This is a genomic window from Nocardioides lianchengensis (assembly GCF_900101465.1).
Classification (GTDB): Bacteria; Actinomycetota; Actinomycetes; order Propionibacteriales; family Nocardioidaceae; genus Nocardioides; species Nocardioides lianchengensis.
The window spans coordinates 24,401-41,397 of record NZ_FMZM01000011.1 but is presented as its reverse complement, the minus strand read 5'-3'; the positions used below and the strand labels follow the sequence as shown (position 1 = coordinate 41,397).

General features: G+C 73.5%; 3 protein-coding genes. All 3 read right to left on the bottom strand.

Translation table 11 applies throughout. The features are described from left to right. Positions 1–14 precede the first annotated feature (14 nt). The 3 genes from BLT76_RS18870 to BLT76_RS18860 are packed head-to-tail and all read right to left on the bottom strand — an operon-like array spanning position 15 to position 16,997. Positions 15–8,084 carry an Ig-like domain-containing protein gene (locus BLT76_RS18870; RefSeq protein WP_090859704.1) on the bottom strand — a complete coding sequence of 2,690 codons (8,070 nt, stop codon included), beginning with the start codon at positions 8,082–8,084 and terminating at the stop codon, positions 15–17. 44 nt (positions 8,085–8,128) lie between these two features. After that, complete coding sequence (locus BLT76_RS18865) at positions 8,129–14,308, bottom strand: carboxypeptidase regulatory-like domain-containing protein (protein ID WP_090859702.1); 6,180 nt, start codon at positions 14,306–14,308, stop codon at positions 8,129–8,131. After that, positions 14,301–16,997 (bottom strand): carboxypeptidase regulatory-like domain-containing protein, encoded by a 2,697-nt coding sequence (locus tag BLT76_RS18860; RefSeq protein ID WP_090859700.1) that lies wholly within the window; start codon positions 16,995–16,997, stop codon positions 14,301–14,303. Before BLT76_RS18860 ends, BLT76_RS18865 begins: the two co-directional genes overlap by 8 nt.

Here is a 16,997-nt window from a genome sequence, read left to right as displayed (position 1 = left end):
CACGGCTCAGGCGGTCACCGCCGGCGTCGGTCGCCGGCGGCGGGCTTGCGGACGACGTCGAGGCGCATCCGGACCTCCTGGACGCTCCGGTCCTCGACCAGGCGGTAGCCGATCCGCCAGCTGCGGCCGTTGCGCACCGACTGGGGGACGGTCACGTCGACGAACCACGTCACGTAGCCCTCAGTGACGTCGCTGGCCCGCAGGACCTTGCTCGGGCGCAGCCGGCCCTTCTTGTCCGGCAGCATCAGCTGCGGCTGCGGTCCGTCGGTGCGGACCACGATCCGCTGCTTGGTCCCGCGCTTGACCTGGAAGCCGCCCTGCACCAGCGGGGCGTTGCGGACCCACTCGTCGAGGATCTCGAAGTCGACCCGGGCGGTGCCCCGGTTGCCGGCCCGGTCCACGACGACGGCGACGTCGCGGTAGCGGTCCCCGCCGAGCGGGCTGCGGGTGATGGTGCACGACGCGACCCCGGACAGGGCGTCTCGGCCGCGGCAGAGCGCCCGCGGCGTGGTGCCGCGGTAGCGGACGCCGGGAGCGACACCGCCGATGCTCACCGTCGGGGCGGTCCGGTCGACGTTGATGCCGGAGACCGTCACCGACGCCTGGCCGCCGTTGCGGGCCTTCACGGTCGCGGTGACCGACTGGTCGCGCCCGTCGCGGGTGAACTCGTACGGCGGGCAGGTGCCGTCGAGCTGGACCCCGATCGGGGGGGTGCACTTGTAGACGACCCGGACCGCCTGGCCGTTCCAGCCGGTGCTGGAGCCGGAGGTGAGGCTCCAGGTGATCGTGGGCAGGAGGCGCTCGGTGGTCGCACCGGTGCTGCCCAGGTGGTGACCGTCGCCGACGTACTCCGCGCGGAGGCGGACCGCCTCGGTCGCGGGCGGCATCGCGGCGAGCACGGCGGTGCCGGCCGTCACGTCGGCGCGGCCGATCGCGGTCCAGGGGGAACCGGCGGTGAGCGCCTGGTAGCTGAACTCGACCTCCCCGGTGATCGGGGGGACGGGCTGGAGCGTGCGGCTGACGTTCGCGCTGAGCCGGCCGTCGAGGATGGTGACCGTGCCCGTGGTGGTCGGCGCGGGGGCGACCGGCACGGTGGTCGGCGGTGAGTCGTCGCCGGCGTACGGCGAGGCCGCGCCGCCGGTCGGAACGAAGACGGCCTTGAGAGGCAGGTTCCCGGCCCGCGGGGCCACCGGCACCGCGAGCGTCGCCCGCCCGTCGATGGTCGGAGCGGTCCCGACGCTGTCGTCGCCCACGAAGAACTCGACGTTCCCGGTCGGGATCCTCGCCTCGACGCCCGTGGTCGTCGCGGTCGCCTCGGCCCCGGGCGAGAGCACGACGGCCTGGAGCCCGAGGGGACCGCCTGCGGTGGGGGTGTTGGTCGCGGAGACGGTGACGTTGGTGGGATGGCGCACGATCCGGACCGGCTGCCGGACCTCGCGGGCGGCGGCCCACTGGCCGTCGGTCTCGGCGTGATAGCGGATCTCGCACTGCTGGTCGGTGGACGTCACCTGGAGCACGGTGAGCGTGTGCTCGTCCGGGTCGATCGCGCACGCGGTCTCGTCCCCGGGTCGCAGGCTCATCACCAGGTCGTCGAGGTCGCGTCCGGGCAGCTCGACCCCCGTGGTCCAGGTCTGCCCGATCCGCAGCGCCGCGGGCGCCGTGGTCGTGGCGACCTCCGTCTGCTGCAGCGAGACCGAGGCGGCCACGGGGTCGATCCCGTCGGGCTCGTAGATCCAGTAGTCCTCCTGGTCCGCAGTCGGGGTGAAGACCGCCCCGAACTCGTGCCGGTAGGACAGCTCCCCGTCGAGGACGTGTTCCTCGGTCAGGGTCACCCGGATCTCGGCCCACCCGTCCACCAGCGTGATCCGGGTGGGGTCCGCCGGCGGGACGGTGTCGGGGTCGGTGTCGGGCTCGAGCACCTCGCCGTCGTAGGTGAACTGCACCGTGCCCGCCACCGGCTCGGGCGTGCCGGCGTTGCCGACCCGGCCGACGACCTGGGCCCGGAGCACCAGCTGCCGGCCAAAGAGGAGCTCGTCCTGCGGCGGCAGGGTGAGCGACAGCGTCGAAGGGTGCGCGGCGACCCGGATGACGTCGACCCGCTGGGCGCCGACCCAGTCCGGGCGGACCCCGGCGGCGACATGCGCGGGTCGCTGCGGCAGGGAGGTCGTCACGGTGCAGGTGCCGGCGGCGCGGTAGCTGATCGTGGTGTCGTCGCCGGTCCCGTCGACGACGCACACGGAGGCCGGTGTGGCGGTGACCGTGACCGCGGCGCCCGGGGCACCGGCCCCGCTCGGGGACGGCTTCCACGTCTCGTCGACGTGCACCGCCGTGTCGGGTTCGGTCCCGACGCGCACCCACTGCGCGCCCGAGGCGACGCCCAGCGTCCGCGTGGCGTTCCGCACCGGCGTGTACGACGAGGTCGCGGGATCGAAGTCGACCTCGACCTTCAAGTCGTGAGCGGCCGTCGTGGGCGTCCAGGAGAGGCGCTGCTCCCCGTTCGTCCACGCGCTTCGGACGACCTCGCCCTCGGGAACGGCCGTGCCGCCGACGGTGAGCAGGACGGTGCCGCTGCCGTCGACGGCCCGACCGTCGGTGGCCGAGGTGGCCGTCACGAAGATCGTGGCCGGGGAGCCGACCTGCAGGTCACCGGACCGGACGGTCACGTCGACCGCCGTCTGCTCCATCTGGATGGTCGGCAGGGTGACGGTGGTCTCCACGTAGTCGGCGGTGGCGGCGGCGTGGAGCTCGAGCACGCACGGGCCGATGCCGTCGAACGTCACGGTGCGCGGCGTCGCGGGTGTCTCGGCGTCCCCGGGTGTGGCGGCCCGGACGGTGCACGGGCCGCTCTTCCGGCGGACGTCGACCGGCTGGCCGGAGGCGGTCGGAGCGACGTCCGGGACCCAGCTCTGCCCGACCAGCTGGCTGCTCGGGGGCGCGGTCACCAGCCGGAGGTCCTGGGGGCCGGGCAGGACCTCGAAGGTGTGGTCGTCGGGATCGACGCCGACCCAGTCGTAGGCGAAGCGGTCGGTCGACCGGAACGCCGCGTCGATCTTGTAGATGCCCGCCTTGCGGGGGGTGAAGTTGAAGACCTGGCCGCCGCCGTACCAGTTCACCTTCGCCGACGGGGACCCGGGCACCTCGGCGCCGGTCGGGTCGAGGACGGTCAGCGGCCCGCGGCCGGCGGCCGCGCGGACGCCGGGGTTCCCGATCCGGGCATCGGCCTTGACCCGAAGCCGCACGCCGACCGTCGGCTGGCCCTCGGGCGGCGTGATCTTCAGGCTCTGGGGCGTGCGCTCGGCGCGGACGACCTTGGTGAACGCGGGCGGCGACGCGGCGTACTTGCGCTCGACGGCGGGCGCGACGGCCTGGAGGCGGCACGGCCCCTCGGCGACGAAGGTGACCGTGGACCGGTCGGTCGACACGACGCACGAGAGCGGCTTCGCGACCCACCGCTCGGCGACGGGGTCCAGCGAGTCGTCACCGTGGAAGCGGCCGCCCGGCTCGTACTCCGCCTGCGTCTCGGCCGCGCTGCCCGAGGCGACGACGACCAGCTGCACCGGCTCCTTCGAGTCCGTGAGGGCGAAGCTCGGCTTCCACGTCGCGTGGATCTCCTGGGTCGCGGCCAGGTCCTGGCCCGCCGGGGCGAGCGCCGCGGTCTGCGGGTGCAGCGCGACCGCGAACGTGGTGGTGGCGTCCTGGGGCGCGTAGTCCTCGGAGTTCTCCGGCTCGAACGAAGCGTCGACGGTGTAGTCGCCCGCGAGCAGCAGCGGGTCATCGAACTGGAGCGTGAACGCGCCGTCTGCCGCCTGGAGCTCGTGGTGGGTGACGTCGCCGGTCTCCTCGTCGGTGACCGCCAGGTCGAGGTCGCCGGCGAGCTCGTCGCCCTTCTTGGAGTCGGTCGCGGTGAACCCGACCGCGACCTCGTCGCCGTACACGGCGCCGCTGGGCGGCGTCGGGACGAGACGGACGGCGACCTTCACGACCTCGACCGAGCCGTCGTACGGCGTGGCCGCGAGGTAGTGGTGGTCGCCCGCCTGGGTGATCGAGTACGCGCACTCGTCGAGGGACAGGAACCGGATCGACTGGCCACCGACGTCGGTCGGCTGACCGAGCACCTCGCACACCGCGGAGGGCCCGGCCGTGATCGTCACCGGCTGGCTCGACCCGAGGCTCGGGGCCCGGGGCTTCCAGACGTCGCCGATGTTGGGGGCCGTGGGCGGCTCCTCGGCCGGGTCGAGTCGGCCGGGGTGCCGCTTCGTGATCTTCAGGTCGTTGCGGTCCGTCACCGCCACGGCGAAGACGTCCTCGCGCGTGGGGTCGAACTCCGCGGACACCTGCAGGTGGTCGCCGACGGTGTCGGCGGTCCAGGAGTAGGTCGCGACGCCGTCGTGGAACGTGACCGGGAACCGGTGCCCGTCGACGATGATGACGCCCGTGCCCGAGACCTCGGCGGGGTCGTCGTCGGTGGCCTCGACGTCCGGCACCGGGGTGTCGTCGGTGTCGTCGGTGGCGGTTGCGGTGATGGTCACGTCGTCGCCGAAGACCCCGGCCGACCCGGCGTCGGCGGTCCAGTCGAGCGTGACGGTGACGGGTCGCGGCGTGACGACGAAGGTCGCCTCGCGGTCACCGTCGAGGTAGAGCTCGTTGCCGTCCTGGTGGGCGTGGATCGTGCAGACGACCGGGGTGCCCACGGTGGCGGGCGCCGGGGCGGCGATCACCCGGATCGTGGTCCCGTCCACGGCGCAGGTGCTCGGGGTGTTCGAGGTGAGCCCGACGGCGTGGGGGCTCCCGCCCCCGATCGCCGACGGGACCCAGGTCTCGTCGACCAGGTAGGGACCGTCCGGCGCGGAAGCGTCGGCGGGGCCCCAGGTGATGGGCTGTCGGCCCTTCTCGACGTCGAAGGTCTCCTGGGCGGTCGCGGGGGCGGCCAGCGGGGCGTACGTCGCCGTGCCTGCGACCGGGTCGGGCTCCTCGACCGACACGACGACCTCGTGGCCCGCCAGCTCGGTGGGGAGGAAGGTGACCTCGCCCGTGCCGGCGACGAGCACGAGGTCCCGCTGGGTGAGGGTGCCCGCCGGCGACTTCACGGTGACCGTCCCGTGGCCGGACACCGGGCCGGGGGTGCCATCGGCGTCGCCGTCCGTCGCGACGACCTTGATCGTGACGGGCTCGCGGTAGCGCGTCGCGGTGTCGGTGGTGTCGGTCGGAGCGGCGGTGACCTGCAGGTCGATGGAGCGCAGGGCCACGTCGAAGGTGTCGACGAGGACGACCTTCGCGTAGCGCTCGGTCTCCGCGACCGTCATCCGGACCCGGCAGCTGCCCTCCGAGAGCATCTTCAGGTCGTGGCCGTCGGTGCCGGTCGCCGCGCAGTGCAGCGGCGCGCCGACGGGGTCGCCCGGGAGCGGCAGGACCTCGAGCGTCGCCGGGGTGCCCGACTTCGAGCCCGAAGCGGGTCCGATCCAGGTCTTGCCGACGAAGAGGTGGTCGTCCTCGTCCTCGACGTCGACCGCCTGCGTCCCGAGCCCGACGACGAGCGACTCGCTGTCGGAGCCGTCCTCGTAGGTCGCCCGGAGCGCGGCGGTGCCGGGCGTGAAGTCGACGGCGACCTGGTAGGTGCCGACCTCCGGCTGCGGGAGGGTGATCGTCTCCTGCGGGGTGGCCCCGAAGTGATAGGTGCGGGTCAGGACCGGCTCGGTCTCGTCCTCCCGGGTGACGGTGAGCGTGCCCTCGCCCGGCAGCGACGCCGTCTTGCCGGTGCCGGTCGCGGTGGCGGTGATGACCACGTCGTCCTCGTAGACCGGCGAGCCGGGGTCGACGTCGAGCACCACGCCCACCGGACGCTTGACGACGGTGAAGTCGACGACCGTGGTCCCCGCCAGGTGCGTCCCGTCCTCCACGGCCGTCACCGTCAGCTGGCAGGCACCGGGCGCGAGGAGGCTGACCGTCAGCGTGCTCGCCGAGCAGGTCAGGGGCGTCGTGGACACCGCCGACGCGGCGGTCTGGTTGTCCGTCACGCCGACGGCGAGGTCGCCGTCGGCGTAATAGGGGCCGGTGACCGAGGCGTGAATGGTCTGCGGGTGCTTGGCGACGACGCTCCTGGACGCCGGCCCGGGGGCGTCGTACCGGACGGCGTTGTCGGGGACCAGGGTCGCCTCCACCGTGTGCGACCCGGCGGTGCCCGGCGTGATCGTGACCGTCGCGACCGTCCTGGCGGCGTTCCACGTGACGGCGCTCGCCGGGAGGGTCGTGGTGTCGAGCTTGACGACGAGGCTGGCGGCCTTCACGGGGGTGCCGGCGCCGACCTCGGTGGCGCGGATCGTGAACGTGGACGCCGTGGTGGGGATCGTCGCCGCGACACCGATCGCCACGTCGACCTGGGCCTGCTCCGCCGTCACCTCGGCGTCGTCCTCGCTGGTGGCGAAGTCCGCGTCGTCGGTCGGCTCGAACACGGCGCGGTAGGTCGTCGTGCCGTCGACCGCCTCGGGGATGAACGACACCTCCGCGGAGTCGGCGGTCGTGCCGGCTCCCGAGGTCGGCAGGACCTCGGTGTCGACCGGGTTGGCGCTGGGGTCGCCGTCCTCGTCGACCGTGTAGAGGTCCACTCGGCCGGACGGGATGCCGTGGCCCCCGGAGGACACCCGGGCCTGCAGCGGCACGTCGTCCTGCACCACGAGCGTGGTGGACGGGCCGGTGAGGGTGGTGGTCGTGGGGCGGGCGACCTCGAAGGTCGCGGTCTGCGCGTCCGGGAGTGCGTAGACGGCCGTGTCGTCCGGGACGAAGGTGACCGAGACGGTGTGCCTCCCGGCCGCCGCGGTCGGGACGCTGATCGTGGCGGACCCGTCCGCCGACCACGCGACCCCGGTCAGGGCCTGGGGCGTTCCGTCGCCGACGGTGACCGTGACGGTGCTGCCGTCCTGGGCGACCCCGTTCGCGCCGTCCTTCGCGGTGACGGTGACGGTGGCGTTCCCGCCGCGCGGGACCGGGGCGGAGGGCGCCACGACGGTCACGGTGACCGTCCGCTTCTGCGGGGTCACGGCGTGGTCGGTGCTGACGCTCGCGGCGTGCGCGGCGGTGTCGGTCGGGACGAAGCGGGCCCGGTAGGACACCGCGTCCGAGGCCGGGGCCGGGATGGTCCTCGACGCGGTCGCCCGGTCGGCGTTCCCCGCGACCGGGCCGAGCGCGACCGCGGCGGGGCTGCCGAGGTCGGTGACGGTGCTGCCGTCGACCTTCGAGAACACCACGGTGCCGGCGGGTCGGCCGGCTCCCTGGGTGGCGACGACGGCAGTGAGGGTCAGGGACCCCCCGGCGTCCGGGGACGCCGGCGGGATCGGGTCGAAGGTGGTGGTGGTCGGGACGCCGACCTTGACCGTGGCCGACTGTGCTGCGGGGTCGGCGTACCGGGTCGGGTCGGCGGGGGCGACGTCGACCGTGACCTGGTGGGTGCCGGCCACCGTCGCCGTCACGGACGGGGAGGTCACGCCCGCGCCCCACGCGCTGGCGGCGTCGGACCCGAAGGCGATGGTGCTGCTGCTCGGGTCGGCCGCGACGGCACCGTCGCTGGCCGTCGAGGTCACCGTCGCGGTGACGGTGTCACCGACGGCCGCCTCCACGCGGTCGAGCGTCACCGTCACGGTCACCGGGAGTCCCGTGACCGTGACCTGGACGGGGTCGGACTCGCTGCCCTCCCAGGTCGCGGCGTCGGGCACGTACGTCGCGACGTACGACGGCGTGCCGACCCGGCCCACGGTGACGTCGCCGACCGAGGTGGCGACGGCGTCGTCGGTGCTCCCGACCCCGTCGTCGACGAGCGGGGCGCTCGCGACCGGATCGCCGTCGAGGTCGTCGGCGGGGCGGAACTCGACGGTTCCGGTGGGGACGCCCTGCCCGCCCGTGCCGACCGTCGCGCTCAGGGTGAGGCCCTCGTCGACGACGGCGTCGGGGATCGGGGACAGCACCGTCGTCGTCGGCAGTGGCGTGGGCGGCTCGGGGTCGGCTGCGGCCGCCGGGACGGCGAGGAGGCCGCCCGCCAGCAGTCCGGCCGAGAGGACCGCGCTGAGCGAACGGCGGGGCAGGGATCGGTTCACCGGAGGCCTTCCGTGCACGGTGTGGCGGGGCGACCGCGTCGGGCTCACGGGACGGCGTTGCCGAGCGTGACGGTCCGCGGACCCTGGATGTCGAACTCGTCGCCGTCCGGGCCGGTGCTCCACGAGCCCCGGATGATCCAGTTGCCGCGCGGGAGCGTCACCCGCAGCGAGCCGCCGCTGGTCCCGCCGGCGAGGGGGTCGGTGGGCGGGACCGCGAGGTCGAACTCGTCCGCGTCGTAGGGGTACGACGCGGTCTGGCCGTCGCCGGGGCTGATGAGGATGCGGCCGGTCTCGCCTGCCGGCAGCGACGGGATCGAGACGGTGACCTCGAAGTCCTTCTCCTCGACCACGAACTCGAGGGGAGGAGTGGTCGACGGCAGCAGCTCGACGCGTTGGGTGCTCGGCAGCGTCCAGAACGCGTCCTCGCCGGTCGGCAGGCCGAAGGCCACGTCGTACGTGCCGGGCGGGAGCCAGAGGCGACCGGAGGTGGCCGTGACGGTCAGGCTCAGGGCCGGGCCGCCGACGCGCGTGACGGTGTAGGTCGGGGTCGGCGGCACGTGCCCCGACCACGAGGTCTGCACCCGCTGCGAGAAGGCCAGCAGGCTCTCCGCGAACGGCACGGTCAGCTCGAGCGGTGCGGTGTCGGACACCGCGGGCACCTGCAGCGTGGTGCCCGCCGGGCAACCGAGCTCAGGGACGTTCGGCGAACCGGACACGGTGCCCGCGGTCCCGCGATGGCCGCTCGGCGGCAGCACGACGACCTCCCAGCAGCCCGAGGGGACCTGGGAGAACTGCGCGACGTACGTCGAGTCCGGGGTGGTCTGCTGGATGGGTGCCACGGTGCCGGGCATGGGCCGCAGCTCGACCTTGAGGCCGGACAGCTCGGGCGCCGAGTGGCTCGGCTGGACCTGCACCCTCACGTCGCGCACGACGATCGGCATCTGCGGGTCGATGGTCTTCTGCTGCTCGTCGGCGAGGGTCAGCGCGGCGTCGGTGTACGTCGTGTGGCCCGGCTTGGTGAAGGTGATGACGTAGTCGCCGGCCGGGACGGACCCGAAGGAGTAGCTGCCCGTGGGGCGGCCGCTGCCGGACTCGGCGGTCGTCGTCCGCAGCTCGTCGCCTGTGGTCGACAGGGCCGGGGCGCTCCCCCGGCAGCCGGCCGCGGCCGGCGGCTTCGACCCGTCGGTGCGGCAGGTCAGGGTGACCACGACGCCGCCGAGGGCGGTGGTCGGCGTGACGTACGTCGTCCCGGAGACCTTGGCGGCGGTGCGAGTGACCTTGAAGTCGACCACCGAGCCGCCGGAGCTCACGGTGTTGAGCGAGTACGACGTCGTCTGCATGCCGTCGGCGGTGGCCCGGACGTACCAGCGACCGGGCAGCATGCCGGTGTAGCGGTAGATCCCGTTCGCGACCTGGGAGAGGTCGTTGGGGGCGCGACCGCCGGTGCTCGACTCCTCCAGGGTGCGCGCGACCCGCACCGTCGCATCGGTGACCGGACGGTTGTGCTGGTCGGTCACCCGGACGTCGAAGGTGACGAGGTCGGCGTACACGAGGGCGTCGACGCGCCGGATGCCGCGCCTCTGGTCGGGGTCGGCGGAGCTCTCGTCGACATCGGGGGCCACCACGATCACGCGACCGCCGGTGGGGCCGGTGGGCCGCTGGTAGCCCGGCGGCACCTGGGTGGCCCGGAGCAGGTAGGTGCCCCCGGTCAGGTTCTCCTTCTCGTTGGTGCCGGTGAAGGTGAACGACCCGAGCGTGGCCGCGCCGAGCGGGGTGGTCTGGCGCATCGTGGTCGCGGTCTCGAGGTCCGCGCCGACGCAGGTGCCGGTGGTGCAGCGGGTCAGCTGGACCTCGTAGCCGCCCAGGCGCTCGGTGGCGGCGTCCGGCGCCGTGTCCTGCGGCTGCGCCGGCTCGGCGTCGAGGACGCCGGTCAGGTTGCCCTTGATGGTCGTGAGGCGCTCGTGGAGCGTGATCGTGCAGGAGGTCTCCAGCCCGGAGCCGATCGCCAGCAGGGGCGTCCGGGGGCCCCCGGTCTGGCCCGGGGCGGCGCACCGCATCTCGACGACGTCGTTCGGTCCGTTGGTTGCCGAGGTCGTGCCGAAGCGGAAGCCGGGCGCCTGCACCCGGAAGGTGCGGGTGTCGGCGACCGTGCCCGTCGCGGGCGAGAGGTTGCGGAAGGTGGCGACACCGGACGCAGGCGTCTCGACGCGCAGCTTCGACCTGTTCTCGGTGACGGCCGCCTTGTCGACGGCCACCCCCTCGGGGTCGACCACGGTGACCTTGACCGTGCCCTGCTCCACGAGCACCACCGGCTCGATCCAGGTGCAGGTGGACGCGGTCCGGCAGGACAGGGTGCCGGTGTCGGCCTCCCAGCCGGTGACGCCCGAGACCCGGATCTGATAGGTGCCGGGTCGGACCTTGCCGGTGCTGCCCGCTCGGCTGTCGTTCCAGGTGATGGCGCCCTCGCGGGGACCGGAACCGAGCTGCAGCTGGGCGGTGATCGTGCCCGTGTCGGCGGGCTGGCCGATCACCTCCACGGTGCCGTCGCTCCACGTCGGGTCACCACCCGTGGCGGCGCCGGCCGGGCGGGGACTGAGCGCCACCGTTGCGCCGAAGTCGACGTACGACGGCACCAGGACGAAGTCGGTGATGCCCTTGGTCTGGAACGCCTTGCGGGTCACGTGGAGGTCGTCGTACCCGTCGGCGGTGACGGTCACCTCGTTGGCGAACGCGGTGCGCAACGTCTGGTTGTGCGAGGTCCCGCTGGGCCAGTAGGTGCCGGTGAGCGCAGGTGTGCCGGGTGCGTCGAGGTCCAGCTCCGTGGGCGCGTGGCAGGGGGTCGTGCCCCGGTTGGCGTCCTCGTCCGAGCGGACGCCGAAGCAGGCCACCTTGTCGGTGCGGACGTCGATCCGGGCCGCCGGGTAGTCGGGCTCGTCGTTGCTGTTGAACGACGAGGCTGCCTTGATGACGACCCGGGCGCCGGGCACGTTGACCCGGTCCAGGTCGAACTTCCCGCGGACGCGGCCGAGGAAGTACGGGACCTTGTCGGTCAGCCGGAGGGTCTCGCTGCGGATCTCGTTGAAGGCGACGTTGACGGTCACCGTGCCGGTCACCGACGCATAGCCCGCCTCCGGGTCGTTCGGGTCGACCCGCACGGTCGACGCCGACCCGAACGTGTACTGGGCGAGGTTCTGCAGTCCGCGGACCACGGTGGTGCCGGACGTCGCGTCGGTGTCCGGGATCGTCAGCCCGCTCGCCAGAGTCCCGGTCCGCACCGTGACGGGCAGCCTGGTGCCCGCGACCAGGGCATCGGCGTCGTTCGGCGCCAGCACGGTGAGGCGGAGCAGGCCGTAGCGGTTGAGGGTCGAGTCGTGGTCCTCGGTCTCACCGGCCTGCAGGTCGAGCTCGCGCGCGGGCGGGGAGGCCCACTCGGGGTTGAGCGGCTCGATCCACAGGGTGTAGCGACCGCTCTTCGGGACCTGGACGCTGAAGTCGCGGGCGGTGTCGGTGACCGCGGCGCACCACTTGCCGCGCGCGGCGCTCGTCTGGCTGCCGTCGTACGGCGCGCTGAGGGGCGCGCAGTCGCCGGTCTCGATCGAGCTCGCGCAGTCGTCGAGCGCGTCGGTCTGGTCCTGGGTGGCGACCCCGTCGAGCACCCACACGCAGCTGTCGACGACCGGCGAGGGGAACAGGTCCGGGTCCGCGGGGGCCGAGCCGGAGATCGTGCCGGTCACGATCGGTGCACGGTTGAGCTGCATGATCGGGGCGACGACCGGAGCGTCCTGGCCGATCCTGACGTCGACCGACCCGGACTCGTAGCCGGGGGCGGTGACGGTGACGGTGTGCAGGCCGGGCCGGAGCCCCGCACCGGCATGGGTGTCGGGGTCCGGGAGCTCGTAGGCCTCGTTCGGGGCGAACGTCGTCTCGTAGTGATCGGCGGGGTCGGTCTTGCCGCCCCGGGTCACGCCCGGGTCGTCGACCTCGGCCTTCAGGCACCGCTCGAAGACGTCCGTCTCGTCGGGGACGCGAGCGCACACCGCGAGGTCCTGGCCGTTCTGGGCGTCGATGACCGAGCCGGTGAGGGAGGACGCCGAAGGCAGGCCCGAGCCGGTCTCGGGCCGCAGGATCCGATCGAAGGACTTCTCGGGGACGCCGGCCTCGATCTTCACGCTGACGTGGTCGGTCGTCTGGCCGAAGTACCGCGTGGTCAGCACGTAGGTGCCCGGCGCCACTCCGCTGAAGGCGTAGTCGCCGGTCGAGGTCGCGGTCTGGGTGCTGGTGGTCTTGTAGGTGTGGTCGGCGTTCTCCAGCGTCATGGCGGCGTTCTCGAGGCCGGTCCGGCGGTTGCCGAGGTAGACCTTGCCGCTGAGGCTGCCGGTGGCCGGGTTCAGCGTGACGTTCCGGACGGCCCCGGCGTCGCCGGCGGCGAGGGAGAGCCGCCGGGTCTGCGACTGGTAGCCGTCCCCGCTGAAGGTGACCGTGTAGTTCCCCGGGGCGGGGAGAGCCGGGATGGAGTACGTCCCGCGCCCGTCCCCGGCCACGGTCAAGGTGGTGGCCGTGCGCACCTGGCCCTTGCCGTCGTCCACGCCGACGGTGAGGCCTCCGAGGCCGACCGGCTTGTTGTTCTGCAGCCCGGGCACCCGGACCAGGCCGGTCAGCGTGGCGACGCCCGCGACCAGCTTGAGGTCGGCCGACCCGCTCGCCCCGGCGGCGAGGGTGACGACCCGCGACTCGCTGCTCATGCCGTGCGTGGTGGCGGTGACGACGTAGGTGCTGGGGGAGGAGAGACCCGTGATCGCCCAGGCCCCCACGTCGCCCTGGGAGTTGCTGCTGGTGGTCACGGTGTTGGTGCCATCGCTGATCGTGATGGTGGCACCGCCGACGGCCTTGCCGCCGGGGCCGGTGATCCGGCCCGACATCGACCCCTGGCCGGCGGCGAGCTCGAACTCGAGCGGCTCGGCGGCGGCCTCGCTGCTGGAGTCGACGACGAAGCGCTGGGTCTGGTAGCCGGGCTTCGTGAACGAGACGAGGTAGTAGCCCGGCGTCCGGACGGCCGGGAAGGCCCAGGAGCCGTCGTCGGCGGTCACGACCGACCGCTCGGGGATCTCGCGGTCGCGCGCCTTGCCACGCACCGTGGCCGACGCGAGGCGCATGCCGGTGCGCTCGAGCGCGGCGTTGTCGACGCCGACGCCGGCACCACCCTGGGCCTGCTCGTCGACCAGGGAGGTGGGCTCGAGACGTACGGTCACGTCCTCGGGAGCCGTACCGCCGACCGTCCCGGTGAGCTGGAGCTCGTCCTTCTTGCCGGCGTCGGCGTCCCCGCCCTCGCCCCCGCCCTCGGCACCGGCCTCCTCCTCGGACCCGCTGCCGGCGCCGCCGGCCGCCTCGGCCTCCGCCCCGCCGTCGGCGCCGGGTGCGCTCGCGGCGGCCGACTCCTCCGAGGACGAGCGGACCTTCTGGGCCAGGGCGGGGATGAAGACGACCGCTGCGCCCACCCACACCACGATCACCAGGGCGAGCATCAGGGCCTTGAGCATCGACGGCCCGATGGCCGCGCGCTGGACCACCTGGCCGTCGACGTGCTTGACCGACTCCGTCCCGCGGGCGGTCAGGGTGAAGCTGTGGGAGATCTTGGCGCCGACCATGTAAGGCCGGCGGGCCCGGACGCTCCCGCGGAGCTTGACCGTCTTCCCCGGCGGCACGCTCACCTGCCGGGGCAGACGGAAGACGACACCGGACGACGACTGGAGGAGCAGGTCGACCTTCGAGCGCACGGTGCCCTGGTTGCGGAGCTCGACGGTGAACTTCTTGGCCGCGATCATCCGCAGGTCGCGCGGGGTCACCTCGAGGGTCAGCTGGGATCGCGGATTGACCACCAGCACGGACTCCGCCGAACCGGTGCTCGTCGAGGTCGGGCGGCCGGTCGTGGGGTCGAGAGCCTGAGCGGCGAGGATCAGCGGGTAGCGGGCCGGCAGGGTGCCGAGCGGCGGCGTGACCCGGAACTCGACGGTGCCGGTCTCGCCGGGCGCCAGCACACCGGTGCGCTGAGCGCCGTCGACCCACGCGGGGTCGATGCCGAGCGCCGCGACCGACAGCACGCGGGGCTCGCTCGCCGCGTTGCGGACCGCGACCCGCAGGACGCTGGTCGCGGCGGCCCCGGTCGCGAACTGGGCGTCGACGCCGAGCAGCGGGGCGGGCTCGGAGCCCAGGGGACGCTCACTCATTGGATCTCAGTCTCACGTCGACGCTCGCCTGCTCGCTGGCGTCGATCTTGATCGGGGTGGAGGGACTCGGATCGGCGCCCCGCGTCCGCCGTACCTCGATGAGGTAGGCCTCCGGCGCGTCGAGGTCGGGGAACGTGAAGCGCCCGTTCTTGTCGGTACGGACCTGGCGGTACGGCTCGAGCGCCGTGTCGTAGGTCTTGCTGCGGTAGAGGTCGACGTACCAGCCCGCGCGCACGGCCTGACCGGACGAGAGCAGCACGCGACCCGTGATGGCCGCGGCGACCGGGAGCACCGTCGGCTCGTTCCACACCTGGCCGGCGGCCAGCGTGAGGCCCTTGGACACGGGGCTCACCCCGTTGCGGCTGATGCTCAGCGTGTAGGTCCCGGGCGGGACCGTGTCGAGCCGGAACTCGCCGGCGTTGTGGCTGGGCACGCTCGCGGTCGTGACGGAGTACGTCAGGTCGCTGGAGTTGGAGCTCAACGTCACCTGGGCCTCGCCGATCGCGACCGTCCGGCCGTTGGGGAGTCGTTGGCGCACCGCGCTCGAGACGACGGCGGTGGCCGAGACCAGCGCCACCGTGATGCCGCGCTCCTCGGTGACCGTCGACCCCTTCCCGTCGTAGACGATGCCGCCCCGGGGGTCGAGCGAGAGGGGGACGGTCTGCGGGGCGAGGTCGGACCGGCTGAAGGTGACGGTGTAGTCGCCGGGCAGGGGGAGGCCGGTGAGCTGCCAGCCACCCGGGTTCTTCTCGTCGGACGAGGTGGCGGTCTGGATGACGTTGCGGCCGTCGGTGACCGACACCAGGACGCCCGGCGCCGGCTGCTCGTCGGCTGCGGTCGTGACCGACCCGGAGAGGACGCCCGACGAGCTGTTCAGGTCCACCCCCACGCCGGTGTAGCGCTGGCCGGCCCCCAGGACGAGCTGGAGCGTCTGCGTGGCGTGCCCGGGCATGCTCACCACCACGGTGAACGACGCGGGCGTGGGCAGACCGGGCAGGGTGAAGGATCCGACGGCGCCCTCGGTCAGCGACATGGCGGTGACCGTGGTCTGGCCCGAGGTCGCGACCACGGTGGCGCCGCCGAGGGGCCCGGCCGGCGACCGGACCTGGCCGCTGATGACCCCGTCACCCTGGCGCAGGGTGATCTCGACGCCGGTGCGCTCCTCGCCGGCGCCGACATCGATGCGCTGGGTGGAGGTGGCGAAGCCCGGCTTCTCGACGATCAGGTCGTAGACGCTGGGGGACGGGACGTTCTCCAGCACGAAGGTGCCGTCGTCGCCGACCGGCACCGACATCACGGTCGCGCCCTGCTGGGCCGTGGCGACCTCGGAGGCGGAGCCCGCGGTCCCCGCGGTCCCCGTGTCGCTGGTGCTGCCGGAGGTGCTCGTGGTCGGGCTCATGCCGCTCAGCGGGGCCTTGAGCGTGAGCGTCGAGGCCGAGACATCGGCGCCCGAGACGGTGCCGGCGATGGAGGCGGGCACCCCGCCCAGGGCGACGTCGAGGCCCGCGCGCTGGTTGCCGGCCTCGAGGGTGACTGCTTCGGCGTCCGCGGCATCGACCGCCTTGGGGAACCAGATCTGGACGAAGCCGGCGCCGCGGAACGTCACCTTGTAGTCGCCCGCCGCGAGCTTCCCGACCTTCCAGGTCCCGGTCGGGCCGGTGGCGGTCGTCGCCAGCGGGGCCTCGGTGTCCCCGGCGTCGAAGACGCTGACGGCCACGCCCTCGACGGGGGCTCCGGACGTCAGCAGCGTGACGGTGCCGCCCATGCTGGACGTGCCCGAGGAGGACCCGCCCTGCTGGGCGGCGGCGATCTCGAGCGCCAGGTTGCGGTCGGCGGCCGACTGGCCCACGATCCGCGACAGCGCGAGGGTGATCACGATCGCGAACACCGTCACCGCCAGCAGCAGCCCGAGGAGCGACACGGGGCCGCGGGAGACCATCGGCTTCTGGATGAAGGTGGCGTTGGCCAGCACCGGGACGGCCTCGTCGTCGATCCGCGGGACCGGTGCCTTGCGCCGGCGCCGCAGGGACGGCGCCGCGAGGCTCTTCTCGCCGTCCTTCTTCTCGTCCTTCTTCGGTGGCGGGGGCGGGGCCGGCACGTAGTCGCGCGGCACCAGGCGCAGCTCCAGCGGGCGGACCACGGGGTTGCCGAGGAACGGCTGCTTGGCCGTCGCCCGGACGTCGACGAGGGCGTGCTCACCGGGTTCGAGGGTCACCACGGGCGGGTCGAACCGGAACCGGACGCGGCTCTCGGGGTCCTGGCCGTGCAGCCGCTGGTCGATCCGGGTGTTGCCGGTGTTGTCGAGCAGCAGGTTGAGGCGCGCCGTACGCCCGGCGGTCACCGCGAGGGGATCGACGCGCAGCTTGACCGCCGGCGCCTCCGGGACGGTGAAGACGACCTCCTCGACGACCGAGGCCTCGGGCGGGGTCAGCTCGCGGACCTGCACCGAGAGTCGACGCTCACCGGCCGTCATGCCCTCCGGCACCGAGACCAGCACCGTGACGGTGCGGCTCTCGTCGGGGAACAGCGAGACGTCGGCCTGGTCGACGGTGATCCACGACGGGTCGGCGCCGAGGACGCGCACGGCGTACCCGCCGATGACGGTGTCGTTGTTGCTGATGGTCACGTAGACCGGCTGGGGGATGCCCGGGACCAGCTCGAAGCGGCGGGGCGAGATGTCGACGTGCAC